A 26,473-nucleotide genomic window follows, 5' to 3' on the forward strand; every position below is an offset into this window, starting at 1 on the left:
CCTGACTTTTAGGGTTACATTATGACCAGCCGTTTTATGCTGATTTTCGCCGCGGTAAGTGGCTTTATTTTTGTGGCTCTCGGCGCTTTTGGGGCGCATGTTTTAAGCAAATCTTTAGGCGTTGTGGAGATGGGCTGGATCCAGACTGGTCTGGAATACCAGGCGTTCCACACGCTGGCTATCCTTGGTCTTGCGGTCGCGATGCAGCGCCGCATCAGCATCTGGTTTTACTGGAGCAGCGTTTTTCTCGCGCTCGGCACGGTGCTTTTCAGCGGCAGCCTCTATTGTCTGGCGCTTTCGCACCTGCGGCTTTGGGCGTTTGTCACGCCGGTAGGCGGCGTGAGTTTTCTCGCCGGTTGGGTGTTAATGTTAATTGGCGCGGTGCGTCTGAAGCGTAAAGGTTCGGTTCATGAATAAGGTCATTTTGTACTGCCGCCAGGGTTTTGAGAAAGAGTGCGCGGCGGAGATAACCGACAAAGCGGCGCAGCGTGGCGTCTACGGTTTCGCCCGCGTGAAAGAGCAGTCCGGCTATGTGGTGTTTGAGTGCTACCAGCCGCAAGAAGCGGACAAGCTGGGACGCGAATTGCCGTTCAGCTCGCTGATTTTTGCGCGCCAGATGATAGTGGCGGGCGAGTTGTTAACCGATTTGCCGCCGGAAGACCGCGTCACGCCGATTGTCGGCATGCTGCAGGGCGTGGTGGAAAAGGGCGGTGAACTGCGCGTGGAAGTGGCGGATACCAACGAAAGCAAAGAACTGATGAAGTTCTGCCGCAAGTTCACGGTGCCGCTGCGTGCGGCGCTGCGTGAGGCGAAGATCCTCGCGAGCTATGAAACACCGAAGCGACCAGTTGTGCATGTCTTCTTTATTGCGCCAGGCTGTTGTTATACCGGCTATTCGTATTCAGACAACAACTCGCCTTTCTATATGGGCATTCCGCGGCTGAAGTTTCCGGCTGACGCGCCGAGCCGCTCAACGCTCAAGCTGGAAGAGGCGTTTCACGTTTTCATCCCGGCTGATGAGTGGGACGAACGGCTGGCAAACGGGATGTATGCTGTAGACCTCGGTGCCTGTCCGGGCGGCTGGACCTATCAGCTGGTAAAACGCAACATGTGGGTTTCTTCGGTGGATAACGGTCCGATGGCGCAGAGCCTGATGGATACCGGACAAGTCACCTGGCTGCGCGAAGACGGCTTTAAATATCGCCCGAACCGCAACAACATCTCCTGGATGGTGTGCGATATGGTGGAGAAGCCTGCGAAGGTGGCGGCGCTGATGGCGCAGTGGCTGGTCAACGGCTGGTGCCGTGAAACCATTTTCAACCTGAAGCTGCCGATGAAAAAGCGTTATGAAGAGGTTTCGCAGAATATCGCCTTTATTCGCGAGCAGCTGGAAGCAAACGGCATTAACGCTGAAATTCAGGCGCGCCAGCTCTACCATGACCGTGAAGAAGTTACCGTGCATGTCCGCCGCTGGTGGGCCGCGGTGGGCGGGCGTCGCGACGAGCGGTAAGCCGTTAACCTGCAAAAGTGAAATGTGACGATGAGAGGCGGATAAGCGTAGCGTATCCGCCTTTTTTATACGCCCAGCGTGCGAAGCTGCGTATGCAGAAGTGAGAAGACATTACGTTCACCGACGCGTGAGTGCTTTACGTCACTTTTCTCACGCGAACGCGTTCAGGAGACTCGTCGCCCTCTTAACAACCCCGCCTCTCGGCGGATAATCGCCCCTACGGGGAGACCTTATCTTTTTGCCGCTGGCTTCGGGTCAGGCATGTCCCTTGGGCGCGACCCCGCCACCGTAAAAAAGCTGAGGCGATTTTCGTCTCTCCGTCACCGGTCGTTTCTTTATAAAGTTTATAAGCGTCACGCCGCCCCGAATGGCCGTTTATGGCATTCACAATGCGTGCGGCGAGCGGCGTACCGCTGGCCGCTTTATCTGCCCGCCAGTCTCAACTGCTGCAGGTTGCCGTCCAGCTGTAAATCCGTTTTGAGCCGCGCGACATCGCGGCAGATAAAGGCGCTCTCTTTATGCTCCGCCAGCTTCTTGCGCCATTTCTCCGGTGCGTCGTCGAGCTGTGCATAGAGCGAGTCCAGACTGCCGAACTGCATAATCAACTGCGTCGCGCTTTTGGGGCCAATGCCCGCCACGCCTGGAATTTTGCTGCTGCTGATGCCGGCAAGGCCCCAGAAATCAGGCAACTGCTGCGGCGCTACGCCAAACTCTGCGGCGATAAACGGCGCGTCCAGCCAGCGTTTCTGAAAGTAATCGCGAATGCGGATGGTGGGAGAAAGCAGCTGGCAATAGCCTTTGTCGGTAGAGACAATCGTCGCCTGCTGGCCCGCCGCCGCGACTTTTACCGCCAGCGTCGCCGCAAGGTCGTCGGCTTCGTTGCCTTCGCTTACCCAGCAGGGTACGCCGTGACGGGCGAACGCCTCGCGCAGCGCGCCCATTTCCGCCTGCAGCGCTTCCGGCATCGGCGGACGACCGGCTTTATAGTCAGGCAACAGCTGGTGCCGCCAGCCCTGGCTTCGCGCTTCATCATCAAAAACCGCCACCGCATGCGTGGGCTGGCTGTGCAAAATTAACTGGTCAAGCGCGTGCAGGCACGCTTCAACGCAGGGGGAGCCCTGCACCGCATGAATGCGCCGAATCAGGTTGAGTGCGTCGACAATTAATAAATGAGCCACTGTCTTATCCCACTGTAAAAGATGGGCTAACCCTATCATTTCAGCAGGGTGCGGGCCAGAAAAGGGCGCAAATCAGGAAGGCGTCTCGCAAAATTCCGCCCCGGGCGGGGCGGAAAAGCGTGTGGTTTAATCGCAGGCGACGACTTTCATCGCCAGCCCCCCGCGGGAGGTTTCGCGATACTTGGCGTTCATGTCCTTGCCGGTTTCATACATGGTTTCGATAACCTTATCGAGGCAGACGCGCGGTTCGCTGGTGCGGCGCAGCGCCATACGCGCGGCGTTAACCGCTTTCACCGCCGCGATGGCGTTACGCTCGATACAGGGCACCTGCACCTGGCCTGCTACCGGGTCGCAGGTCAGCCCCAGGTTATGTTCCATGCCGATTTCAGCGGCGATGCAAACCTGCGCAGGGCTTGCGCCGAGCAGCTCAGCCAGCCCCGCCGCCGCCATCGAACAGGCGACGCCCACTTCTCCCTGACAACCCACCTCGGCGCCGGAGATCGAGGCGTTCATTTTATAGAGCGAACCGATAGCGCTCGCCACCAGCAGGTAACGGGTGAGAGAGTTAGCGTTTACTTCGCGGATGAACTTGTCGTAGTAAGCCAGCACCGCCGGTACGATGCCGCACGCGCCGTTAGTCGGCGCGGTAACCACGCGTCCACCCGCGGCATTCTCTTCATTAACGGCCAGCGCGAACATGTTTATCCAGTCCACCACGTTCATCGGGTCAACGGTGGTTTTATCATGGCTGACCAGCATACGGCGCAGCGCGGCGGCGCGGCGCGGCACACGCAGTTTCCCGGGCAACACACCTTCGGTGGTAATGCCGCGCTCAATGCCGCCGCGCATTACCTCCCAGACGCTCGTCAGGTGCGCTTCCAGCTCCGCTTTGCTGTGCAGCGCCAGTTCGTTTTGCATCATCAGGCCTGAGAGTGAAAGCCCGGTCTGCTGGCAGTGACGCTGCAGATCCGCCGCGTTGCTATAAGGATAAGGCACTTCAACCGGCGCGGCGCTGGTCTGGCCGAAGTTCGCTTCATCGACAATAAAGCCGCCGCCGATGGAGTAGTAAGTCTGGCTATAGAGCACGCTCTCACCCGCCAGCGCGGTAATGCGCATGCCGTTCTCGTGCAGCGAAAGGTTGTCGGCGTGAAAATTCATGCACTGGTCTATCGGGAATTCGACTTCATGCTGACCGTTCGCCAGCATAAGGCGACCGTGAGTATTCACGTCCTGAATGAAATGTGGGATAGCGTCTATCTCTACCGTGTCCGGCAGGTTGCCCGCCAGCCCCATAATAATGGCGATGTCGGTATGGTGGCCTTTGCCGGTCAGCGAAAGCGAGCCATAAACATCCACCACCACGCGGGTGACGTTGTGCAGTACTCCCTTCGCGATAAGGTCGTCCGTAAACTGTTTGCCCGCTTTCATCGGCCCTACGGTGTGAGAGCTGGAAGGGCCAATGCCAATTTTAAAGATATCGAAAACACTGATCATGATGCGTCCGTGGCTTGCGCAGAGAAGCGAGGTGCGCCGCCGCAGGGGGCGGCGCAGGAGAGCGATTAGCTAAACAGGGAGTAGAAAATAGCGGAGATAGCGATAAGACCCATCACAACCACAAAAACGTTGCTGATATGGCCGCTGTATTTACGCATCGCCGGCACTTTCTGAATGGCGTACATCGGCATCAGGAACAGGATCATCGCGATAACCGGGCCGCCCATTGTTTCAATCATGCCGAGGATGCTCGGGTTCAGGGTGGCGACAATCCAGGTGGTCACCAGCATGAACAGCGCGGTCATGCGGTTCAGCTTGCTGATTTCGATGGTTTTTCCGCGACCGCGCAGCGATTTAATCACCATGCCGTTAAAGCCTTCGCGCGCCCCCAGATAGTGGCCGAGGAAGGATTTGGTGATGGCGATAATTGCGATGATAGGCGCCATCCAGGCGATAACCGGCGCGTTAAAGTGGTTCGCCAGATAAGAAAGGATGGAGATGTTCTGCGCTTTCGCTTCCGCCAGGTTTTCCGGCGTCAGGCTCAGCACGCAGCTGAAGACGAAGAACATTACGGTCAGCACCATCATGATGTGCGCGCGAGCCAGGATGCTGGAGCACTTCTTCTCGGCCCCTTCGGCATACTCTTCACGTTTCGCCACGGCGAACGAGGAGATGATTGGCGAGTGGTTAAAGGAGAAGACCATAACCGGGATCGCCAGCCACAGCGTCATCCACAAACCGTTGCCGGTCGTTGCGCTGCTCAGGGAGAGGGTTTCCAGCGCAGCACCGTTCCACTGCGGGATCAGATACAGCGCCAGCAGCATCAGCGCGGCGACGAATGGGAAAACCAGCACGCTCATCGCCTTAACAATCATCTGCTCGCCGAAACGCACGATGGTCATCATACCGACAATCAGGATAAGCGAAAGGATGGCGCGCGGCGGAGCCGTCATCTGCAACTGGTGCGTCATGAAGCTCTCAACGGTGTTAGTGATAGCCACGCTGTAAACCAGCAGAATCGGGTAGATAGCGAAGAAGTAGAGCAGGGTGATGAGCTTGCCTGCGCCCACGCCGAAATGTTCTTCCACCACTTCCGTAATATCTTCGCCCGGGTTTTTACCGGAGAGCACGAAGCGAGTCAGACCGCGGTGCGCGAAGAAAGTCATGGGAAAAGCGATGATTGCCATAATGATAAGTGGGATCAGGCCGCCTACGCCTGCGTTGATGGGCAGGAAAAGTACGCCTGCGCCAATAGCGGTGCCGTAAAGACCCAGCATCCACATGGTGTCGGTTTTGCGCCAGGCGCTTCGTGCTTCAACCGAAGCAACGGTGCTGGTTTGAGTGGTTTCCATCTGTATCTCCTGAAGAACGCATAAAAAGCCGGTTATTAGTCATATCCAACGAAAAATAGCCTGACTGTAAAATGAAACGCTGTTGATGACGGGTTTTTTATAATTTTTCCCCGTAACTATTGGCGGGCGGAAAGATACATTCATGTTACGAATGCATCAGTGATCCCGATCGCAATTGCAATAATCCACCTTTATTAAGGGTATTTTTTAGGGCATCTGTCTACTTTCACGGCATCAATTGGCATTAACGCACGCAAAGCCTGCCATTTGTGGATGTTGAGGTAAATATAAGGAAATCGAATAGATCATTTTTTGCTGAAAATATGGCGAGTCACAGCGTTTCACCTTGCTGATAGATAAATTCGAATGATTATTGCTGGTGAAAAATGCGTCGCAATCGTTTTCGCCTTGAGGCGGAAAGGAAATAAAAAAGGCGACCATTCGGCCGCCTTATGAAAGGGGGGTTAATCAGGTGCAAATCTCATAACATGGGATATAGGCCGAGCCTGGCAGCTTCATACGATGCTGGGCGACAAAGCCCTGCAGCAGATCGTCCATTCGCTTCATCATGCGCGGGTCGCCGTGAATTTTATACGGCCCGAATTGCTCAATGGCGCGGATGCCCACCTCTTTCACGTTGCCTGCGACAATGCCTGAGAACGCCCGGCGCAGGTCAGCGGCCAGCAGCTCCGTCGGCTGGTCCGGGTAAAGCTTCAGGTTGGCCATGTTGGCGTGCGACGGTTCGAAAGGCACCTGTAAGTCTGGCGCAATGCGAATCGACCAGTTAAAGCTGTAAGCGTCGCCGGTCTCACGACGGTTTTCTTTCACCATCGGCATCGCTTTTTTCATCTGGCGCGCCACTTCGGCAGCATCGTCGATGATTATCCGATAATGCTCGCGCGCCTGATGTCCAAGCGTATTGACGATAAACTCATCCAGCACGCGGAAGTAATCGGCGCTCTCTCTCGGACCGGTGAGAATAAGCGGCAACACCTGTTCGCGGTTGTGCGGGTTCATCAGGATGCCGAGCAGATAAAGCAACTCTTCCGCCGTGCCGACGCCGCCCGGGAAAATCACAATGCCGTGGGCGATACGCACAAAGGCTTCAAGGCGTTTTTCGATATCCGGCATGATGATAAGTTCGTTGACCAGCGGGTTAGGCGGCTCGGCGGCAATAATAGAAGGCTCGGTCATGCCGATAAAGCGCCCGTCCTTATAGCGCTGCTGGGCATGGCCTACCGCCGCGCCTTTCATTGGCGCTTCCATCGCGCCCGGGCCGCAACCGGTGCAGATATTCAGCTCCCGCAACCCAAGCTGCGTGCCGACACGGCGAGCATACAGGTATTCGGTTTCATTAATGGAGTGACCGCCCCAGCAAACCACCATATTCGGCGCTTCGCCAACGTGCAGCGCCCGGGCGTTGCGCAGAATGGAAAAGACCAGGTTGGTGATGTGGATAGAATCTTCCAGATCCAGATGCTGGAAGCGCCCGGCGTTAGAGATTTGACCATTAACGAACAGGATATCGCGCAGCACGGCAAACAGGTTGGCCTGAATGGAACGGATGATGCGCCCGTCCACAAAAGCCTCTTCCGGCGGGTTGATCAGCTCAAGCTTGACCCCGCGTTCGCGACGCAGCACGTTGATATCAAAATTCTCAAAACGTGACAGCAATTCCTTGCTGTTGTCGGTCTGACTCCCCGAATTAAGCACCGCAAGCGAACAATTGCGAAAAAGTTGATAAAGATCGCTGCTGGCGGTGCGTTTGAGCATGTCCACTTCCAGCTGCGACAATAAATCCATTGAGCCAAGAGGGCTAATATGTGTAATCAAGTGAGCTCCTTACGGGGCGAGAATCGCCGCTCCCTCTGATTACAATAGCCCCGGCCTGTTCGGTTTAACAACCCGCCGGGAGAAAATGTCCCGGCGGGCGGCTTCGTTTACTGGCGCACCAGACGGCCCGTGGCGGGGTGAAAAACGGTATTGGCGCGCCAGGGGTTGATATCCAGGCCGCCGCGGCGGGTGTAGCGGGCGTAGACGCTCAGTTTCTCAGGCCCGCAGAAGCGCTGAATGTCATTAAAAATGCGCTCCACGCACTGCTCGTGAAATTCGTTATGGTGACGGAAAGAGACCAGATAGCGCAGCAGCTTTTCGCGGTCGAGCTGCGGGCCGCGGTAGCTAATCTGCACGGAACCCCAGTCCGGCTGATTGGTGATAAGGCAGTTGGATTTAAGCAGGTGGCTGACCAGCGTCTCTTCCACAATCTTTTCGCCCGCCGCGCCCTTCAGGTAGTTGGCATCGAACTCATAGTTATCAATCGAAATATCCTGCTCGTCGATACACTCGCCGTGGAAGTGCGCAACGGGTTCGCCCTCAAGTTCGCTCAGGCGATAAAGCCGTACTTCAACGTCGCCTTCCGCGCAGGCGGTTAAATCGCGCTGTAGCGTTTCCCGCACGTTTTCCCAGGATGAGAAACGCGTCTGATTGAAGCTATTAAGATAAAGCTTGAAGCTTTTTGACTCGACCAGGTTCCGGCTGCGGGCATCCAGGGAGACTTCGCCCACGGCGACCTGCGGCAGGCCGTTTTGGTTAAGCCAGGAGAGTTCATAGAGCGTCCAGATATCTGCGCCGTGGAACGGCAGGCTTTCGGCGCTCAGGCCGAGCGGGTCGCGGTTCAGGCTGCGCGGAACCGGTTGCAGCAGGGCGGCGTCATATTCGTCGCGGTAATCCGTGGTTTTACCCAGCGTCAGGCCGCTCAGCGCCTGGTGGTTTTCGTAAGACATGCGTCACCATCAATAATACGGGTACAATATGACGTTAAGTGTACCGTACCTGGTAGAGAGAGAGAATCTGGTGGATAACGAAGTACAACTGGCGCTCGCCGCTTTTACCGACCTTTATTGTGAAGCCTGGCGGCAAAAAGCGGGCACCGGCCCGCAAAGTGAAGCGCTTTATGGCGTACCGTCGCCCTGTGTTGTCGCCACGCGGGGCGAAACCGTAGAGTGGCAGCCGCAGCGTTTTTCCTCGTCGGCCACGCTGGAAGCGGTAGAGCGGGCGCTGGAGATTCAGATTCAACCAGCGGCGCATGCGTTTTATGCCTCGCAGCTTGCAGGCGACATGCCGGCGCGGTTCAACGATATGACGTTAACCCTGCTGCAGGCCTGGAGCGAAGATGATTTTCAACGCGTTCAGGAAAATTTAATTGGCCATCTGGTTATGCAAAAGCGCCTGAAGCTGTCGCCGACGGTTTTTCTCGCCACGCTGGAAGATGAAATGGAAGTGGTTTCGCTCTGTAATCTCACCGGCGAAGTGGTGCGTGAAAGAGTGGGCACGAAGCAGCGAAGCGTGCTGTCGCCGGGTCTCGCCGCATTTTTGCAAGCGTTGAGGCCTGAGGTGTAAGACAATTTTGCTCCTCAATTTGTAAGAGATGTCTCACAAGTCTGTAAGACATCAGCGTCATATTTCGGGATTTCCTTAAAAGCCAGTATTTACATTTCCTTAATTATTAACGGCTTATAAAGCGATCTCATACTTACGAATGAAACTAAAGTGAAATCATAATCAAACAGTGCCTTGTAAGACTTCGGTGAATAGGCGATTCTATCTGCGTCGACAAGGAGTCGCACAGTGAAGCAGCTGTCAGGATGATGGGGCTTCACAACAGGACACGCCGGAGTGCGTTGCAAGGAAGGCTTCAGGAATGAAGCGAAAGGAGAGCGCAGGAGCGCTAAGGGACACCTCCAGGAAGGAGAATGAGAGCCGATCAGGATGAACGGTGGGTCAGGATGACTAAGGACGATGCGTCAGGGGGGCGCAAAGTAAACGTCAGGATGATGTGCTGCAGGATGCATTAAAAAGGATGACAGGTCGAAAGGCCGCTGGAAAAGTTGTCACGGACGAGCAGGGAGCATTAAGAAGTAGCCGGACTGCTGCGAAACGAACCGGGAGCACTGTTTTTACAGTGCTCCCTTTTTTTTATGCTTTTTTCCTCCGCCCCGCACAATGCTATGCTTCGCCCCCACGCTTTTACCCAGTCGAGGTCTTCATGAAACGCGAAGAACAACTCCGTGAGCAGCTATTGCGCGTTGAAGCAGCGCTCCGCCAGCATCAGCTCTGGCAAAGCACGCCACCGGATGCTGCTGCATTCAGCAGCACGCAGCCTTTTTGTATGGATACGCTGGAGCCTTACGAATGGCTGCAGTGGGTTTTGATCCCGCGTATGCACGCTTTGCTGGATGCGGGCGGCGAACTGCCGGGCGCCTTTGCGGTGGCGCCTTATTATGAGATAGCTCTGGAGGCGCAGCACCCGGGCCGTGAGGCCGTGCTGGCTGAGTTACTGGAGCTTGATGCGCTGTTCACGGGTGACGACGCGTGAGCCTTGAGATTATCTACCAGGACGAGTGGCTGGTGGCGGTGAATAAGCCCTCCGGCTGGCTGGTGCATCGCAGTTGGCTGGATCGCGATGAGAAAGTCGTGGTGATGCAGACGGTGCGCGACCAGATAGGCCAGCACGTTTTTACCGCCCATCGCCTCGACAGACCCACTTCCGGCGTACTGCTGATGGGGCTTTCCAGCGAGACGGGGCGCCTGCTGGCGCAGCAGTTTGAGCAGCACCAAATCCAGAAACGTTATCACGCCATTGTGCGGGGCTGGTTGCAGGCTGAAGGCGAACTGGACTACGCGCTTACCGAAGAGCTGGATAAAATCGGCGATAAATATTCCCGCGCCGATAAAGCGCCGCAACCCGCCGTCACCCACTACCGTGGACTTGCCGTTACCGAAATGCCGGTCGCAGTGGGGCGTTATGCTACGGCGCGCTACAGTCTTGTGGAGATGTTGCCGAAGACCGGACGCAAGCACCAGTTACGTCGTCATATGGCGCATCTTCGCCACCCGATTATTGGCGATTCAAAGCACGGAGACTTGCGCCAGAATCGCGCGGCGGCGGCGCAGTTTGGCTGCGACAGGCTGATGCTGCACGCAAGCGAACTGTCGCTCGCGCATCCGGTTACCGGCGAGCCGTTAACGCTGCGGGCGCGCTTTGACGCCACCTGGATGCAAGCACTGTCACATTTCGGCTGGCGGGGAATTCTCCCGATGAATGAAGACCTTGAGTTTAACGCGCCTGACGTCCAGGATGAGCTAAACGAGCCTGACACTTAAGAGGTACAACGATGGCGAAAGTAGGGATTTTTGTCGGCACCATGTATGGAAACTCGCTGCTGGTGGCGGAAGAGGCGGAGGCTATCCTTAAAGGCCACGGCCATGACGCCGCCGTCTACGAAGACCCGGAACTGGCGGACTGGGAGAACTATCGCAACGCGTATGTTCTTGTCGTCACCTCCACCACCGGGCAGGGCGATCTTCCGGACAGCATCGTGCCGCTGTATGAAGGAATTAAAGATAAAATCGGCTACCAGCCGGAACTACGCTATGGGCTGATTGCGCTCGGCGACAGCACTTACGCTAACTTCTGCGGCGGCGGTAAAAAATTCGACGCGCTGTTGCAGGAGCAGGGCGCGACCCGCACAGGCGAAGTGCTGACTATCGACGCAAGCGAGTACCCGGAGCCGGAAACGCTCTCCAATCCCTGGGTTGAGAACTGGAGCGCCTTGCTCAAGTAACCCTTTGCTGCCCGGTTCGCCGGGCAGTTTTCCCTCTATCACCCTCTCTTATTTCGCCGCCGCTGCGGCGTCAAGCGACACACCTCACACTCCTTCAACCAGCCTTGCCTCTCTCTGCAAATAAGCCACTTTCATTTACGGTTGTGTGAAATATCTCCCATTCGCCTGGGCGAATGCCAAAAATAGACAGTTAATCGTGCCTGTAATGTTAGGGCGCTGCACGATGAGAGCCTGAAAACCCGCCGATATACTCAGACCGTCAGATAAAAAAGCAGCAGCAAAGGGGCGATTTCCCGGCGCCAGAACTGCGACAACCCTTACCCCGTCATTCTGATTACCCTACAGGTTGTGCTGTTCAGAATGAATGTAGCCAACCGCTATGATTCAGGAGTGCAACAATGAATACATTAAGCCAGGCGGCGAGCGTGGCGGAAAAACGCACAAACGCCCGCTATTGGATTGTGGTGATGTTGTTTATCGTCACCTCGTTTAACTACGGTGACCGCGCCACCTTATCCATCGCCGGTTCGGAAATGGCGAAAGAGATCGGGCTTGACCCGGTGGGTATGGGCTACGTCTTCTCCGCGTTCTCCTGGGCCTATGTCATCGGCCAGATCCCGGGCGGCTGGCTGCTCGACCGCTTCGGCTCTAAACGCGTCTACTTCTGGTCTATCTTTATCTGGTCGCTCTTTACTCTGCTGCAGGGCTTCGTCGATATCTTCAGCGGTTTCGGCATTATCGTTGCGCTCTTTACGCTGCGCTTCCTGGTCGGGCTTGCCGAAGCGCCTTCCTTCCCCGGCAACAGCCGCATCGTCGCGGCCTGGTTCCCGGCCCAGGAGAGGGGCACGGCGGTCGCGATTTTTAACTCCGCGCAATACTTCGCGACCGTTATCTTCGCGCCCATCATGGGCTGGCTGACGCACGAGGTGGGCTGGTCGCACGTCTTCTTCTTCATGGGCGGCCTTGGCATCGTTATCAGCTTTATCTGGCTGAAAGTCATTCATGAACCGAACCAGCATCCGGGCGTGAATAAACGTGAGCTGGAATACATCGAGCAGGGCGGCGGCCTGATCAACATGGATCAGAAAAAGGCGCAGACCACAGTGCCGATGCGCCAGAAATGGGGGCAGATTAAACAACTGCTGGGTTCGCGCATGATGATTGGCGTTTATATCGGCCAGTACTGCATCAACGCGTTGACCTACTTTTTCATCACCTGGTTCCCGGTTTACTTAGTGCAGGCGCGCGGCATGTCGATTCTGAAAGCGGGGTTTGTGGCCTCTGTTCCCGCCGTCTGCGGTTTCATCGGCGGCGTGCTGGGCGGCGTGATTTCCGACTGGCTGATGCGCCGCACCGGCTCGCTCAACATCGCCCGTAAAACGCCCATCGTGCTGGGCATGCTGCTCTCCATGACCATGGTTTTTTGTAACTATGTCGATGTGGAATGGATGATTATCGGTTTTATGGCGATGGCTTTCTTCGGCAAAGGCATCGGCGCGCTGGGCTGGGCGGTCATGGCGGACACGGCGCCGAAAGAGATAAGCGGTCTCTCCGGCGGCCTGTTCAACATGTTCGGCAACATCTCCGGCATCGTCACGCCTATCGCCATCGGCTATATCGTCGGTGTCTCCGGCTCCTTTAACGGCGCGCTGATTTACGTTGGCGTCCATGCGCTGGTGGCGGTGCTGAGCTACCTCTTCCTGGTGGGCGATATCAAACGTATCGAACTCAAACCGGTTGCGGAGACGAAATAATGACAACGCAAGCAAGCCCGATTATTACTGACATGAAGGTTATTCCGGTGGCGGGCCGCGACAGCATGCTGCTGAATATCGGCGGCGCGCACAGCGCCTGGTTTACCCGCAACATCGTCGTACTCACCGATAACGCCGGGCATACCGGCGTGGGCGAGGCGCCTGGCGGCGAAACCATTCTGAAAACCTTGCGGGACGCGATCCCTCAGGTGGTAGGGCAGGAGGTCGCGCGCCTGAACAAGGTGGTGCAGAACGTTCATAAAGGGAACCAGGCCGCCGATTTCGATACGTTCGGCAAAGGGGCCTGGACATTTGAACTGCGTGTGAATGCGGTAGCGGCGCTGGAAGCGGCGCTGCTCGATCTCCTCGGCCAGACGCTTGGCGTGCCGGTTTGCGAGCTGCTCGGTCCGGGCAAGCAGCGCGACGCGGTGACCGTGCTGGGTTATCTCTTTTACATTGGCGACAGACGCAAAACCGATCTGCCCTACCTCACGGGCGAGCAGGCAACGCACCCGTGGTATGCGCTGCGTCATCAGGAAGCGCTCAGCAGCGAGGCGGTGGTAAAGCTTGCCGAGGCGGCGCAGGATAAATATGGCTTCAAAGATTTTAAGCTGAAGGGCGGCGTGCTGCCGGGCGAGCAGGAGATTGAGACGGCGCAGGCGTTGAAAAAGCGCTTCCCGGACGCCCGCATTACCGTAGACCCGAACGGCGCCTGGCTGCTGGATGAAGCCATTGCGCTCTGTAAAGGCATGCAGGACGTGCTGACCTACGCCGAAGACCCGTGCGGCGCGGAGCAGGGCTATTCCGGGCGTGAGGTGATGGCGGAGTTTCGCCGCGCCACCGGCCTGCCGGTCGCTACCAATATGATAGCCACCAACTGGCGCGAGATGGGCCACGCCGTCATGCTGAACGCGGTGGATATTCCGCTGGCGGACCCGCACTTCTGGACGCTTTCCGGCGCGGTGCGCGTGGCGCAGCTGTGCGACGACTGGGGATTAACCTGGGGCTGCCACTCCAACAACCATTTTGATATTTCGCTCGCCATGTTTACCCATGTGGGCGCCGCGGCGCCTGGCAACCCTACCGCCATCGACACCCACTGGATCTGGCAGGAAGGCGATGCGCGGCTCACGCGTGAACCGCTGCGTATCGAAGGCGGCAAAATCGCCGTGCCGGATGCGCCGGGGCTTGGCATCGCGCTGGACTGGGACCGCGTGCAGCAGGCGCACGAGGCCTACAAATCATTGCCGGGCGGCGCGCGCAACGACGCGACTGCGATGCAGTATCTGGCGCCTGGCTGGACATTCGACCGCAAGCGACCCGCTTTTGGCCGTCATTGATTGACCGAAGAAAAGGATTGAGATCATGAGTACACAACAGACCCCCATCGTGACTTCCATGCAAGTGATCCCGGTTGCCGGGCACGACAGCATGCTGATGAACCTGAGCGGAGCGCACGCGCCTTTCTTCACCCGTAACATCGTCATTATTAAAGACAACGCGGGAAACACGGGCGTGGGTGAGATCCCAGGCGGCGAAAAAATCCGCCAGACGTTAGAAGATGCTGCGGCGCTTGTGACGGGCAAAACCCTCGGCGAATACAAAAACGTGCTGACGGCTGTTCGCAACCAGTTCGCTGACCGCGACGCGGGCGGGCGCGGCCTGCAAACGTTCGACCTGCGCACCACCATTCACGTGGTCACCGGCATTGAAGCGGCGCTGCTCGATCTGCTCGGCAAACATCTTGGCGTTAACGTCGCCAGCCTGCTTGGCGACGGCCAGCAGCGCGATGAAGTCGAGATGCTCGGCTATCTTTTCTTCGTCGGCAATCGCAACCTCACTAACCTGCCTTACCAGAGCCAGCCGGATGAGCGCTGCGACTGGTACCGCATTCGCCACGAAGAGGCGATGACGCCGGATGCCGTGGTGCGCCTCGCCGAAGCGGCGTATGAAAAATATGGCTTCAACGACTTCAAACTCAAAGGCGGCGTGCTGGCGGGCGAAGAAGAGGCCGAGGCGATTACGGCGCTGGCGAAGCGCTTCCCGCAGGCGCGCGTGACGCTCGACCCGAACGGCGCCTGGTCGCTGGAAGAGGCTATCCGTATCGGCAAGCAGTTGAAGGGCGTGCTGGCTTATGCGGAAGATCCGTGCGGCGCCGAACAGGGTTACTCCGGTCGCGAAGTGATGGCGGAGTTCCGACGCGCCACCGGCCTGCCGACCGCCACTAACATGATAGCCACCGACTGGCGGCAAATGGGGCACACCCTGTCGCTGCAATCTGTCGATATTCCGCTGGCGGACCCCCATTTCTGGACCATGCAAGGCTCGGTGCGCGTGGCGCAAATGTGCCATGAGTTCGGCCTTACCTGGGGCTCGCATTCCAATAACCACTTTGATATTTCGCTCGCCATGTTCACCCATGTGGCTGCCGCCGCGCCGGGCGACATTACCGCCATCGACACCCACTGGATCTGGCAGGAAGGAAACCAGCGCCTGACCAAAGATCCGTTGCAGATCACGGGCGGCAAGGTGCAGGTGCCGAAGACACCGGGCCTTGGCGTTGAACTGGACATGGACCAGGTGATGAAAGCGCACGAGCTTTATCAAAAACATGGCCTTGGCGCGCGCGACGATGCGTTGGCGATGCAGTCGCTGATCCCGGGCTGGACATTCGATAACAAGCGCCCTTGCATGGTGCGTTAAGGTTTTTCAGCAGGTTCGAAGCGGCGCCCTCAGGCGCCGTTTCTTTTTTAAAACGTCGGGATGGTTTTGAAAGCGTTCGCATGACTGAAGCTTTTTGTGCGCATGCTGCCGCCTGAAGGGGAACTTAAACGCTAGCCGAGAATGCGCCGCGCCTCCCGCGCCACGTTATCCATCTCGTCCAGCAATTCCAGAAACTCAGGCTCCAGCGCTTGCGCCGCCACGCCGCTGCGCATCTGCTGCTCAATCAACAGGCAGAGATTCTTCAGACGCGGCACGCCGCTGTAGCCGCAGCTGCCGTGCAGCTTGTGAATAATCTCCAGCAGGCCTTCCGGGTTTTCTCCTACCAGCTGCTCTTCCACGGTATTTCGCACCTGCGGCAAAAACTCAAGCAGCATGTTCAGCATGTCGCGCGCGAGGTCGGTTTTATTGGCTGCCTGGCGCAGCGCCAGCGGCCAGTCAAGCGTCACGTCGTGGCGGACTTCAGGCGTGACGGGGGAAACCGGCGTGGAAAGCGCGCCAGGAACGAGGGGCATCCCCTGCTGATAACGTAAGAGCAGGGAATGCAGCTTCTCTTCTTCAATCGGCTTGGCGAGGTAATCGTTCATGCCGGCCGCGAGCAGTTTTTCTTTCTGCCCGGCCAGCGCATGCGCGGTCACCGCGATAACCGGCGTCTGCTGATGGTGTGGAAGCAGACGGATAAGCTCGCAGGCGCGAATGCCGTCCATCTCCGGCATCTGAATATCCATGAGGATAATGTCGAGCTGCTGTTGCTTCGCGCAGTCCACCGCCTGCTGGCCGCTTTCGCACAGCACCACGCTCTGCACCTGGTCTTCCAGCAGCGCGCCGATAAGCTTGAGGTTGGCCGGGTTGTCGTCCACCGCCATCACCTTCATCGGCAGCCTGCCGCGCGCGTCGGCAAGACGGTGGGGCGCTTGCTGCATCTGGCAATGCTCAATCAGCAGCGGCAGCAAGCGCGCCGAGGTAACGGGTTTGAGCAGGCAAGCCGCCGCCCCCTCTTTCTTCAGCGCTTCGGCATCCACCTGCGCGTGGCAGGGCAGCGCCAGCAGCAGGCAGTCGGTAAGCGTCGCCGCCTTCGCCAGCATGTCATGCTGCATGGAGAGCGGCTCGTGCTGGTTCACCGGCACCGCCAGCAGCAACATGTCGTAATGCTCATCGGGGAGGGTGGCGAACGTGGCGCTGTAGATAACTTTCAGCGGCGTGCCGGCCAGCAGGTCGAGCGTGCTTTGCGCCGCCGCCGCGTTCGCTTCCACATAGGCGAGGCGTTTCCCCGCCAGGCTGTCGGTCGCGTGGCCATCGACCATGGCGTTCGGGTTCAGATCCAGACTGATATGGAACCAGAAGGTCGAGCCGCGGTTCGGCTGGCTGTGGAAGGAGATATCGCCGCCCATTTCGTGAACCAGTTTCTGCGTAATGACCAGCCCAAGCCCGGTGCCGCCGTGGCGGCGCGAAATGCTGGCGTCCGCCTGGCGAAACGCCTGGAAGAGCCGCGACTGGTCGCGTTCCGGAATGCCGATGCCGGTATCGCGGATCTGCACTTCAACCTGCACCTTGTTGTTGCTGATGGAGCGCTTTTCCACAAAGAGATCGATATTGCCGCTTTCAGTAAACTTAATGGCGTTGCCCACGAGATTCGTGATGACCTGCTGAAAGCGCAGCGGGTCGCCTATCACGCTGTCCGGGACATCGTTTTTAATGTTCAGCGTCAGTTCAAGCCCTTTGTCGTGAGCCGAATGCGCCAGCAGCGTCACCACTTCGTCAAGCGTGGTGCGCAGCGGGAAGGGGATGCTCTCCAGCATCAGCTTGCCGGCTTCCAGCTTGGAGAAGTCCAGCACGTCGTTAATGATGGAAAGCAGGTTGTTCGCCGAGCGCTCAATGGTGGTTAAATGGTCGCGCTGGGTCGGGGTCAGCCCCGTTTTCAGCGTCAGGCGAGTAAAGCCGATGACGCCGTTAAGCGGCGTACGCAGCTCGTGAGACATGTTCGCCAGAAATTCCGATTTGATGCGCGCCGCCTCCTGGGCCCGCTTTTTGGCCAGATCCAGCTCAACGTTCTGGATCTCCATCTGCTCCAGCGTTTCCCGCAGGTCGGAGGTCGCCTGATCGATATTGTGCTGCATCTCTTCGTGATAGGCGGCAAGCGACATCGCCATTGAGTTGATGCCGTTTTTCAGCATATCCAGCTCGCCGAGCATAAAACCTTCCACGCGGCTGTCGAGCTGGCCGCGGCGGATGCGGTCGACCGTGTTGACCATATTGCGGATAGGACCGGTTACGTCGCGCATTAGCCGCCAGGCGAAAAGCAGGGCGCAGGCGATGCAGATCATTATCAACATCACCGAGATAAACATCTCTTTATACTGCTGCAAACGGACGGATTTGAGATCCAGCTCCAGCGCCACGTAGCCAAGCATATTGCCTTCCGGCTTGGCGTCGGTCACTTCTGATTCATCCGGCGAATAGCTTTCAGCGATTATCGGCGTGCGCAGGATCATCTGCTCGCCGTCCCGGGCGACGCTCATTCCCCGCGGCAGCGGCTTGCCCGACGGGAGCTGCAATTCATCAGGGCTCAGATGAAAGTTAGAGGTGACAAACAGCCGGTTCTGGTCGTCGTAAATAGAAATGGCGCGCACGATATCGGAGTGGCGACGGTGAAGGACGCTGATGAGCTGGCGGATAGACTCGCGATTTTGCTGGCTCATGCCATATTCGCTCGCCACCGCCAGCGGTTCGATAATGCTCGCGCCTGCGTCTTCCAGCTGACGCTGGAGGTCATGGTAGCGGTGAACCACAAAGAAAATACTGAGCAGCAGGCCAATAAGAACGGTGGGGGCCAGTATGAGGATCATCATGCGTGCCCGCAGGCTGTAGTTGGTCATGGGGTTCCGTTATGGGACAATCAGCGTCAATATGGTTGATTGAGAAAAATCTCGGCGATGGCGCAATTCTACTCTGCAAAGCGACGCGTGACGACGCGTCAGATCATAACCGTTAACGTAACCGATCTCGATCCTTTCGGGCAGGGGGTGGCGCGTCACGAAGGCAAAGCGCTGTTCGTGCCGGGCCTGCTGCCGGGCGAAACGGGCGAAGTGACGCTGACGGAAGAAAAACGGCAGTTCGCCCGCGGCGCGGTGAAAAAACGGCTTTCCGACAGCCCGGAGCGGGTGCCTCCGCGCTGCCCGCATTTTGGCGTGTGCGGTGGCTGCCAGCAGCAGCACGCCAGCGTCAGCCTGCAACAGCAGAGCAAATCCCAGGCGTTAAGCCGCCTGATGAAGCGCGATGTGGACGAGGTGATTGCCGGGCCAGAGTGGGGTTATCGCCGCCGCGCCCGGCTGAGCCTTGCGTTTTCCCCTCGCGACCAGACGTTGCAGATGGGCTTTCGCAAAGCCAGTTCGAATGAGCTGGTGGATATTCACCAGTGCCCCATTCTGGCGCCCCGCCTTGAGGCGTTGCTGGCGCCGCTGCGCGCCTGCCTGAGCGAACTGGAAACTATCCGCAACCCGGGTCATGTCGAACTGGTGCTGGCGGATAACGGGCCGCTGCTGGTGCTTCGTCATCTCGCTCCGCTCAGCGCCGCAGACCGACAAAAACTGGAACGCTTTTCGCATTCCGAAGGCGTTGCGCTGTACCTTGCCGCCCAAAGCGATACCCTTGAACAGGTAAGCGGCGAAGCGCCCTGGTATACCTCGGACCAGCTACGCTTAAGCTTCAGCCCGCGCGATTTTATCCAGGTGAACGACGCGGTAAACCAGCAGATGGTGGCGCGCGCGCTGACGTGGCTTTCGGTTGAGCCCGGCGAGCGGGTGCTCGATCTTTTCTGCGGCATGGGCAATTTCACGCTGCCGCTGGCAAAACGGGCGCAGAGCGTGGTCGGCGTGGAAGGCGTAGCTGCGCTGGTGGCGAAAGGCGACTATAATGCCCGCCTTAACTCGCTGAAAAACGTCACTTTCTTTCACGAGAACCTGGAAGAGGACGTCACCCGTCAGCCCTGGGCGAAAGCGGGGTTTGACAAGGTGCTGCTCGACCCGGCGCGAGCGGGCGCGGCTGGCGTCATGCATCATATTGTGAAATTACTGCCCAAACGTGTGGTCTATGTATCCTGTAACCCCACCACGCTGGCGCGCGACAGCGACGCGCTGCTGGCGGCGGGTTACCAGATCAGACGGCTGGCAATGCTGGATATGTTCCCGCACACTGGCCACCTGGAATCGATGGTGCTGTTTGTTCGAGAGTAATGGCCGCTCGCCTGCGGGCGCGGCGGCTGGTCCCTTAAGGAGAGGACGATGGTTGCGGTAAGAAGTGCGCATCTCAATAAAGCTGGCGAATTCGACCATGAAAAATGGGTGGCGAGCCTTGGCATCGCCAGTCAGCAGTCTTGTGAACGCTTAACCGAGACCTGGCGTTATTGTGAACAGCAAACCAGCGGTCATCCGCAGGCGGAAGCGGTGCTGTGGCGCGGCGTCGAGATGGTCGAAATCCTCTCGATGCTCAGCATGGATATCGATACCCTGCGCGCCGCGCTGCTTTTCCCGCTGGTGGACAGCGGAGTCGTCAGCGAAGAGGTGCTGACGGAAAGCGTGGGCAAACCGGTCGTCACGCTGATTCATGGCGTGCGCGACATGGCGGCCATTCGCCAGTTGAAAGCCACGCATACCGACGCCGTCTCTTCCGAACAGGTCGATAACGTGCGCCGCATGCTGTTGGCGATGGTCGACGACTTCCGCTGCGTGGTCATTAAGCTTGCCGAACGTATTGCGCATCTGCGCGAGGTAAAAGACGCGCCGGAAGATGAACGCGTGCTGGCGGCGAAAGAGTGTACGAACATTTACGCGCCGCTCGCCAACCGCCTCGGCATCGGCCAGCTCAAATGGGAGCTGGAAGATTACTGCTTCCGCTATCTGCACCCGGCGGAGTACAAGCGCATCGCTAAACTGCTGCACGAGCGGCGTATCGATCGCGAGCATTACATCGATGAGTTCGTCGCGCACCTGCGCAAGGCGATGAAAGAAGAGGGCGTGAAGGCGGAAGTCTACGGGCGCCCCAAACATATCTACAGTATCTGGCGCAAGATGCAGAAAAAGCATCTCGCCTTTGACGAGCTGTTTGACGTGCGCGCCGTGCGTATCGTCGCCGAGCGCTTGCAGGATTGCTACGCCGCGCTGGGGATAGTACATACGCATTATCGCCATTTACCCGATGAGTTCGACGACTATGTCGCCAACCCGAAGCCGAACGGCTACCAGTCTATTCACACCGTGGTGCTGGGCCCTGGCGGCAAAACGGTAGAGATTCAAATTCGCACCAAACAGATGCACGAGGACGCCGAGCTTGGCGTGGCGGCGCACTGGAAATATAAAGAGGGCGCCACCAGCGGCGGTCGCACTGGGCATGAAGACCGTATTGCCTGGCTGCGTAAGCTTATCGCCTGGCAGGAAGAGATGTCCGACTCCGGCGAAATGCTCGACGAACTGCGCAGCCAGGTCTTCGACGACCGGGTTTACGTCTTTACGCCCAAAGGCGATGTGGTGGATCTGCCTGCGGGCTCCACGCCGCTCGATTTCGCCTATCACATCCACAGCGATGTGGGGCACCGCTGCATCGGCGCGAAAATAGGCGGACGCATTGTGCCGTTTACCTACCAGCTGCAGATGGGCGACCAGATAGAAATCATCACCCAGAAACAGCCAAACCCGAGCCGCGACTGGTTAAACCCGAACCTTGGTTACGTCACCACCAGCCGCGGGCGCTCGAAGATCCACGCCTGGTTCCGTAAGCAGGACAGGGATAAAAACATTCTCGCCGGACGGCAGATTCTGGATGATGAACTGGCGCATCTGGGCATCAGCCTGAAAGAGGCGGAAAAACACCTGCTGCCGCGCTATAACTTCAATGAAATCGACGAGCTGCTGGCGGCGATTGGCGGCGGCGATATTCGCCTCAACCAGATGGTGAATTTCCTGCAGGCGCAGTTCAACAAGCCGAGTGCGGAAGAGCAGGATGCGGCGGCGCTGCGCCAGCTCACGCAGAAAAGCTATACGCCGCAGGGGCGCAGCAAAGACAACGGCCGCGTGGTGGTAGAGGGAGTCGGCAACCTGATGCACCATATCGCCCGTTGCTGCCAGCCGATTCCGGGCGACGATATTGTCGGCTTTATCACCCAGGGACGCGGCATCTCCATCCACCGCGCCGACTGCGACCAGTTGGCGGAACTGCAATCGCATGCGCCGGAGCGCATTGTCGACGCGGTATGGGGCGAGAGCTATTCCGCGGGCTACTCATTGATTGTGCGCGTAACTGCCAACGACCGCAGCGGCCTGCTGCGCGATATCACCACGATCCTCGCCAACGAGAAGGTGAACGTGCTTGGCGTCACCAGCCGCAGCGACACGCGCCAGCAGCTCGCCACCATCGATATGGAAATTGAGATATACAACCTGCAGGTGCTGGGCCGCGTGCTCGGCAAACTCAACCAGGTGCCGGATGTAATCGACGCCCGGCGGCTGCACGGTTAACCGCGACGGCCAGGGGCGCTGTGGGCGCCCCTGCGCTTTCGTGGGAGGCCGCCTCCCTTGACATCCAAAGCCGCAGAGCGGACCTTACCTCTCTTTTCTCCTTCTCGCAGGAGAAGAAATCCCCGAATTTGCAAGGATTAACCATGAATCAGATCGACCGCCTGCTTGGCATTATGCAGCGCCTGCGTGACCCGCAAAACGGCTGCCCGTGGGACAAAGAACAGACTTTCGCCACCATTGCGCCCTATACGCTGGAAGAGACCTATGAAGTGCTGGACGCTATCGCGCGCGAGGATTTTGACGACCTGCGCGGCGAGCTGGGCGACCTGCTTTTCCAGGTGGTGTTTTACGCCCAGATGGCGCAGGAAGAGGGGCGCTTTAACTTTGACGATATTTGCTGTGCCATCAGCGACAAGCTGGAGCGTCGTCACCCGCACATCTTCGGCGAAGCGAATTTCAGCGACAGCGCACAAGTGCTGGCTAACTGGGAAAAGACCAAGAGCGCCGAACGCGCCGAAAAAGCGCAGCACTCCGCGCTGGACGATATCCCGGAGAGTCTGCCTGCGCTGATGCGCGCGCATAAAATACAGAAACGCTGCTCGGCGGTGGGGTTTGACTGGACCTCTCTTGGCCCTGTTGTGGAAAAGGTGCATGAAGAAATCGATGAGGTGATGCATGAAGCGCAGCAGGCTGTCGTGGATGAGGCGAAGCTTGAGGAAGAGATTGGCGATTTGCTGTTCGCCACGGTGAATCTTTCTCGTCATCTGGGCAGCAAAGCGGAGATCGCGCTGCAAAAAGCGAACCGGAAATTTGAACGCCGTTTTCGCCAGGTTGAGTCAATCATCCACGCGCAGGGCGTGAAAATGGAGCACGCCACGCTCGAGCAAATGGAAGCGGCCTGGCAGGAAGTAAAACGCCAGGAAACTGATCGCTAAGGCTTTTTTCTTATTAAGCGCTTGTTGTGGGAAAACTTAATTAACAAGCGCTTGATTTGCGTCAAAAACATTTCGCGCAAAGCCGCTATTTTCTCACGGCTTGAGATTGGCAAGACCTGGCGCTGAACGCACAGAATGAAAGTTTGTGAGCCCTGTCGTGTTCGGGTATACTACTTTCCCGTCCTGGTTATTCCATCGTCTTTAAACCTAACTTCTCAGGTTCAGCATGACAACGAACTATATTTTTGTGACCGGCGGGGTCGTTTCCTCTCTGGGTAAAGGCATTGCCGCAGCCTCCCTCGCAGCCATTCTCGAAGCCCGTGGCCTCAACGTAACTATCATGAAACTGGATCCGTACATTAACGTCGATCCGGGCACCATGAGCCCTATTCAACACGGGGAAGTGTTCGTTACTGAAGACGGCGCTGAAACCGACCTGGACCTGGGTCACTACGAGCGTTTCATCCGTACCAAGATGACCCGTCGCAACAACTTCACCACGGGTCGTATCTATTCTGACGTATTGCGTAAAGAACGCCGTGGCGATTATCTGGGCGCGACCGTACAGGTTATTCCGCACATCACCAACGCCATTAAAGAACGCATCATTGAAGGCGGCGAAGGCCACGATGTGGTGCTGGTTGAAATCGGCGGCACCGTGGGCGATATCGAATCCCTGCCGTTCCTCGAAGCGATTCGTCAGCTGGCGGTTGATATTGGTCGTGAACACGCGCTGTTTATGCACCTTACGCTGGTGCCTTACATGGCGGCGGCGGGCGAAGTCAAAACCAAGCCGACTCAGCATTCCGTAAAAGAACTGCTCTCTATCGGCATTCAGCCGGACGTGCTGATTTGCCGCTCCGATCGCGCCGTGCCGGCGAACGAACGCGCCAAGATTGCGTTGTTCTGTAACGTACCGGAAAAAGCGGTTATTTCTCTGAAAGATGTCGATTCCATCTATAAAATTCCGGGCCTGTTGAAATCGCAGGGGCTCGACGATTATATTTGTAAACGATTCAGCCTCAGCTGCGCGGAAGCGAACCTGTCAGAATGGGAACAGGTGATTTATGAAGAAGCTAACCCGGCAGGCGAAGTGACGATTGGTATGGTCGGCAAGTACATTGAACTGCCGGACGCCTACAAATCCGTTATTGAAGCGCTGAAACACGGCGGGCTTAAGAACCGCGTGACCGTCAACATTAAGCTTATCGATTCGCAGGATGTGGAAACGCGCGGCGAAGAGGTGCTTAAGGGACTGGACGCTATCCTTATCCCTGGCGGCTTTGGCTATCGCGGCGTGGAAGGCAAAATCGCCACCGCGCGTTACGCTCGCGAGAACAATATTCCTTACCTCGGCATTTGCCTCGGTATGCAGGTTGCGCTGATTGAATATGCCCGTCACGTTGCGGGAATGGACAACGCCAACTCCACTGAATTTGTGCCAGACTGTAAGTATCCAGTCGTTGCGTTGATCACTGAATGGCGCGACGAAAATGGCAACGTTGAGACGCGTACGGAAAAAAGCGATCTCGGTGGGACGATGCGCCTTGGCGCGCAGCAGTGTCAGCTCAGCGACGATAGCCTGGTGCGCCAGCTGTATGGCGAGCCGACCATTGTCGAGCGTCACCGCCACCGTTACGAAGTCAACAATATGTTGTTGAAACAAATTGAAGCAGCAGGTCTGCGAGTTGCGGGCCGTTCCGGCGATGATCAGTTGGTCGAGATCATCGAAGTGCCGAATCACCCGTGGTTTGTCGCTTGTCAGTTCCACCCGGAATTTACTTCCACCCCGCGCGATGGTCATCCGCTGTTCGCAGGCTTTGTGAAAGCCGCGAGCGATTACCAGAAGCGTCAGGCGAAGTAAGCAGAGTTAGAACGGCAACGCGCGAATTTTTCGCGCGTTGTTTGTCTGGAGTTTTAGTTTAACTTGTACTGAGGAAAACCTAATGTCCAAAATCGTTAAAGTCATCGGTCGTGAAATCATCGACTCCCGTGGTAACCCGACTGTTGAAGCCGAAGTTCACCTGGAAGGCGGTTTCGTAGGTATGGCCGCTGCACCGTCAGGTGCTTCTACGGGTTCCCGCGAAGCGCTGGAACTGCGCGATGGCGACAAATCCCGTTTCCTGGGTAAAGGCGTAACCAAAGCTGTTGCTGCGGTAAACGGCCCAATCGCTCAGGCTGTAGTAGGTAAAGACGCTAAAGACCAGGCTGCCATCGACAAAATCATGATCGACCTCGATGGTACTGAAAACAAATCCAACTTCGGTGCAAACGCCATTCTGGCTGTTTCTCTGGCTGCCGCTAAAGCTGCCGCTGCCGCTAAAGGCATGCCGCTGTACGAGCACATTGCTGAGCTGAACGGCACCCCGGGCAAATTCTCTATGCCGGTTCCGATGATGAACATCATCAACGGCGGCGAGCACGCTGACAACAACGTTGATATCCAGGAATTCATGATTCAGCCGGTTGGCGCGAAGACCGTTAAAGAAGCCATCCGTATGGGTTCTGAAGTCTTCCATCACCTGGCGAAAGTTCTGAAAGCCAAAGGCATGAACACCGCTGTTGGCGACGAAGGCGGCTACGCGCCGAACCTGGGTTCTAACGCTGAAGCGCTGGCGGTTATCGCAGAAGCGGTTAAAGCGGCTGGCTATGAGCTGGGCAAAGACATCACTCTGGCGATGGACTGCGCGGCTTCTGAATTCTACAAAGACGGTAAATACGTTCTGGCTGGCGAAGGCAACAAAGCTTTCACCTCTGAAGAATTCACCCACTTCCTGGAAGATCTGACCAAACAGTATCCGATCGTTTCTATCGAAGACGGTCTGGACGAGTCTGACTGGGACGGTTTTGCTTACCAGACCAAAGTGCTGGGCGACAAAATCCAGCTGGTTGGCGACGACCTGTTCGTAACCAACACCAAAATCCTGAAAGAAGGCATCGAGAAAGGCATTGCTAACTCCATCCTGATCAAATTCAACCAGATCGGTTCTCTGACCGAAACGCTGGCTGCTATCAAGATGGCGAAAGATGCAGGCTACACTGCCGTTATCTCTCACCGTTCTGGCGAAACTGAAGACGCGACCATTGCCGACCTGGCAGTAGGTACCGCTGCAGGCCAGATCAAAACCGGCTCCATGAGCCGTTCTGACCGCGTTGCTAAATACAACCAGCTGATTCGTATCGAAGAAGCGCTGGGTGAAAAAGCGCCGTACAACGGTCGTAAAGAGATCAAAGGCCAGGCGTAATGCTGACCCTGTAAAGTAATTGAAACCCGCTTCGGCGGGTTTTTTTATGGGCGCTTTTTGCGCTCATTTGTGCTTCCTCCATACTTAACGGCGAGATGTAACGCTTGATGCTTAAAAGCAATAAATAACAAAGTCCTGTCCATGCTATGAG

20 protein-coding genes are annotated in these 26,473 nt (G+C 57.2%); 14 read left to right on the plus strand and 6 right to left on the minus strand.

Annotated features, from left to right (window positions below; genetic code table 11):
- The first annotated feature begins 21 nt into the window (after positions 1–21).
- A complete protein-coding gene (locus MT962_RS11825; RefSeq protein ID WP_024556435.1) occupies positions 22–417 on the plus strand; it encodes a DUF423 domain-containing protein in 396 nt (131 codons plus the stop codon).
- Positions 410–1,510: a 23S rRNA (cytidine(2498)-2'-O)-methyltransferase RlmM gene (rlmM, locus tag MT962_RS11830; protein ID WP_024561570.1), complete on the plus strand. Its 1,101-nt coding sequence runs from the start codon at positions 410–412 to the stop codon at positions 1,508–1,510. Before MT962_RS11825 ends, rlmM begins: the two co-directional genes overlap by 8 nt.
- A gap of 422 nt (positions 1,511–1,932) precedes the next feature.
- On the opposite strand, the gene xni is transcribed toward rlmM, so the two are convergent.
- The 5 genes from xni to queF form a co-directional block, all read right to left on the minus strand.
- A complete protein-coding gene (gene xni / locus MT962_RS11835) occupies positions 1,933–2,688 on the minus strand; it encodes a flap endonuclease Xni (RefSeq protein WP_247365661.1) in 756 nt (251 codons plus the stop codon).
- A gap of 126 nt (positions 2,689–2,814) precedes the next feature.
- The gene (locus MT962_RS11840) at positions 2,815–4,182 is read right to left on the minus strand and encodes an L-serine ammonia-lyase (RefSeq protein ID WP_024561568.1); all 1,368 of its coding nucleotides are present in this window, start codon (positions 4,180–4,182) and stop codon (positions 2,815–2,817) included.
- Between the two features lie 65 nt (positions 4,183–4,247).
- Positions 4,248–5,534: an HAAAP family serine/threonine permease gene (locus tag MT962_RS11845; protein ID WP_024556431.1), complete on the minus strand. Its 1,287-nt coding sequence runs from the start codon at positions 5,532–5,534 to the stop codon at positions 4,248–4,250.
- Positions 5,535–6,002: 468 nt separating this feature from the next.
- On the minus strand, positions 6,003–7,367 hold the full coding sequence (gene ppnN / locus MT962_RS11850; RefSeq protein WP_247365663.1) for a nucleotide 5'-monophosphate nucleosidase PpnN: 1,365 nt from the start codon (positions 7,365–7,367) through the stop codon (positions 6,003–6,005).
- Positions 7,368–7,474: 107 nt separating this feature from the next.
- Complete coding sequence (gene queF, locus MT962_RS11855; protein ID WP_024556428.1) at positions 7,475–8,317, minus strand: NADPH-dependent 7-cyano-7-deazaguanine reductase QueF; 843 nt, start codon at positions 8,315–8,317, stop codon at positions 7,475–7,477.
- Positions 8,318–8,387: 70 nt separating this feature from the next.
- Between queF and syd the strand changes: the two genes are divergently transcribed.
- The 7 genes from syd (at position 8,388) to gudD (ending at position 15,615) form a co-directional block, all read left to right on the plus strand.
- On the plus strand, positions 8,388–8,933 hold the full coding sequence (syd, locus tag MT962_RS11860) for a SecY-interacting protein (RefSeq protein ID WP_048887900.1): 546 nt from the start codon (positions 8,388–8,390) through the stop codon (positions 8,931–8,933).
- Positions 8,934–9,579: 646 nt separating this feature from the next.
- A complete protein-coding gene (locus MT962_RS11865) occupies positions 9,580–9,909 on the plus strand; it encodes a YqcC family protein (protein WP_024556426.1) in 330 nt (109 codons plus the stop codon).
- Positions 9,906–10,697 (plus strand): tRNA pseudouridine(65) synthase TruC, encoded by a 792-nt coding sequence (gene truC / locus MT962_RS11870; protein WP_024556425.1) that lies wholly within the window; start codon positions 9,906–9,908, stop codon positions 10,695–10,697. Before MT962_RS11865 ends, truC begins: the two co-directional genes overlap by 4 nt.
- 11 nt (positions 10,698–10,708) lie before the next feature.
- Positions 10,709–11,158, plus strand: coding sequence for a flavodoxin (locus tag MT962_RS11875; protein WP_024556424.1), 450 nt, complete (start codon positions 10,709–10,711; stop codon positions 11,156–11,158).
- A 398-nt stretch (positions 11,159–11,556) separates the two neighbouring features.
- A complete protein-coding gene (locus MT962_RS11880; protein WP_024556423.1) occupies positions 11,557–12,912 on the plus strand; it encodes an MFS transporter in 1,356 nt (451 codons plus the stop codon).
- Complete coding sequence (locus MT962_RS11885; protein ID WP_029590981.1) at positions 12,912–14,252, plus strand: enolase C-terminal domain-like protein; 1,341 nt, start codon at positions 12,912–12,914, stop codon at positions 14,250–14,252. The genes MT962_RS11880 and MT962_RS11885 overlap by 1 nt, the downstream gene beginning before the upstream one ends.
- Positions 14,253–14,277: 25 nt before the next feature.
- On the plus strand, positions 14,278–15,615 hold the full coding sequence (gene gudD, locus MT962_RS11890) for a glucarate dehydratase (RefSeq protein ID WP_024556421.1): 1,338 nt from the start codon (positions 14,278–14,280) through the stop codon (positions 15,613–15,615).
- A 131-nt stretch (positions 15,616–15,746) separates the two neighbouring features.
- Here the strand turns inward: gudD and barA are convergent, their stop codons facing one another.
- Complete coding sequence (gene barA / locus MT962_RS11895; protein ID WP_247365665.1) at positions 15,747–18,509, minus strand: two-component sensor histidine kinase BarA; 2,763 nt, start codon at positions 18,507–18,509, stop codon at positions 15,747–15,749.
- Between the two features lie 57 nt (positions 18,510–18,566).
- Here barA and rlmD point away from each other — a divergent pair, with 57 nt between their 5' ends.
- The 5 genes from rlmD to eno all read left to right on the plus strand — a co-directional run bounded on the left by rlmD (position 18,567) and on the right by eno (position 26,322).
- On the plus strand, positions 18,567–19,865 hold the full coding sequence (gene rlmD / locus MT962_RS11900; protein WP_247365667.1) for a 23S rRNA (uracil(1939)-C(5))-methyltransferase RlmD: 1,299 nt from the start codon (positions 18,567–18,569) through the stop codon (positions 19,863–19,865).
- A 48-nt stretch (positions 19,866–19,913) separates the two neighbouring features.
- Entirely contained in the window at positions 19,914–22,142 is a 2,229-nt protein-coding gene (gene relA, locus MT962_RS11905) for a GTP diphosphokinase (protein WP_024556418.1), read from the plus strand.
- Between the two features lie 143 nt (positions 22,143–22,285).
- Positions 22,286–23,077, plus strand: coding sequence for a nucleoside triphosphate pyrophosphohydrolase (gene mazG, locus MT962_RS11910; protein WP_024560154.1), 792 nt, complete (start codon positions 22,286–22,288; stop codon positions 23,075–23,077).
- Between the two features lie 226 nt (positions 23,078–23,303).
- Complete coding sequence (pyrG, locus tag MT962_RS11915) at positions 23,304–24,941, plus strand: glutamine hydrolyzing CTP synthase (RefSeq protein WP_024556416.1); 1,638 nt, start codon at positions 23,304–23,306, stop codon at positions 24,939–24,941.
- Between the two features lie 82 nt (positions 24,942–25,023).
- Positions 25,024–26,322, plus strand: coding sequence for a phosphopyruvate hydratase (gene eno / locus MT962_RS11920; protein WP_024556415.1), 1,299 nt, complete (start codon positions 25,024–25,026; stop codon positions 26,320–26,322).
- Positions 26,323–26,473 lie beyond the last annotated feature (151 nt).

The sequence above is a fragment of the Franconibacter sp. IITDAS19 genome (genome assembly GCF_023079515.1).
Taxonomy (GTDB): Bacteria; Pseudomonadota; Gammaproteobacteria; order Enterobacterales; family Enterobacteriaceae; genus Franconibacter; species Franconibacter pulveris.

What these genes read in the sequence shown, in the direction of transcription:
- MT962_RS11875 (WP_024556424.1), top strand. Translation starts at nt 10,709, where the DNA reads ATGGCGAAAGTAGGGATTTTTGTCGGCACCATGTATGGAAACTCGCTG.
- MT962_RS11825 (WP_024556435.1), top strand. Translation starts at nt 22, where the DNA reads ATGACCAGCCGTTTTATGCTGATTTTCGCCGCGGTAAGTGGCTTTATT.
- MT962_RS11845 (WP_024556431.1), bottom strand. Translation starts at nt 5,534, where the DNA reads ATGGAAACCACTCAAACCAGCACCGTTGCTTCGGTTGAAGCACGAAGC.
- barA (WP_247365665.1), bottom strand. Translation starts at nt 18,509, where the DNA reads ATGACCAACTACAGCCTGCGGGCACGCATGATGATCCTCATACTGGCC.
- relA (WP_024556418.1), top strand. Translation starts at nt 19,914, where the DNA reads ATGGTTGCGGTAAGAAGTGCGCATCTCAATAAAGCTGGCGAATTCGAC.
- MT962_RS11885 (WP_029590981.1), top strand. Translation starts at nt 12,912, where the DNA reads ATGACAACGCAAGCAAGCCCGATTATTACTGACATGAAGGTTATTCCG.
- rlmD (WP_247365667.1), top strand. Translation starts at nt 18,567, where the DNA reads ATGGCGCAATTCTACTCTGCAAAGCGACGCGTGACGACGCGTCAGATC.
- gudD (WP_024556421.1), top strand. Translation starts at nt 14,278, where the DNA reads ATGAGTACACAACAGACCCCCATCGTGACTTCCATGCAAGTGATCCCG.
- queF (WP_024556428.1), bottom strand. Translation starts at nt 8,317, where the DNA reads ATGTCTTACGAAAACCACCAGGCGCTGAGCGGCCTGACGCTGGGTAAA.
- MT962_RS11840 (WP_024561568.1), bottom strand. Translation starts at nt 4,182, where the DNA reads ATGATCAGTGTTTTCGATATCTTTAAAATTGGCATTGGCCCTTCCAGC.
- mazG (WP_024560154.1), top strand. Translation starts at nt 22,286, where the DNA reads ATGAATCAGATCGACCGCCTGCTTGGCATTATGCAGCGCCTGCGTGAC.
- eno (WP_024556415.1), top strand. Translation starts at nt 25,024, where the DNA reads ATGTCCAAAATCGTTAAAGTCATCGGTCGTGAAATCATCGACTCCCGT.
- rlmM (WP_024561570.1), top strand. Translation starts at nt 410, where the DNA reads ATGAATAAGGTCATTTTGTACTGCCGCCAGGGTTTTGAGAAAGAGTGC.
- MT962_RS11865 (WP_024556426.1), top strand. Translation starts at nt 9,580, where the DNA reads ATGAAACGCGAAGAACAACTCCGTGAGCAGCTATTGCGCGTTGAAGCA.
- MT962_RS11880 (WP_024556423.1), top strand. Translation starts at nt 11,557, where the DNA reads ATGAATACATTAAGCCAGGCGGCGAGCGTGGCGGAAAAACGCACAAAC.
- pyrG (WP_024556416.1), top strand. Translation starts at nt 23,304, where the DNA reads ATGACAACGAACTATATTTTTGTGACCGGCGGGGTCGTTTCCTCTCTG.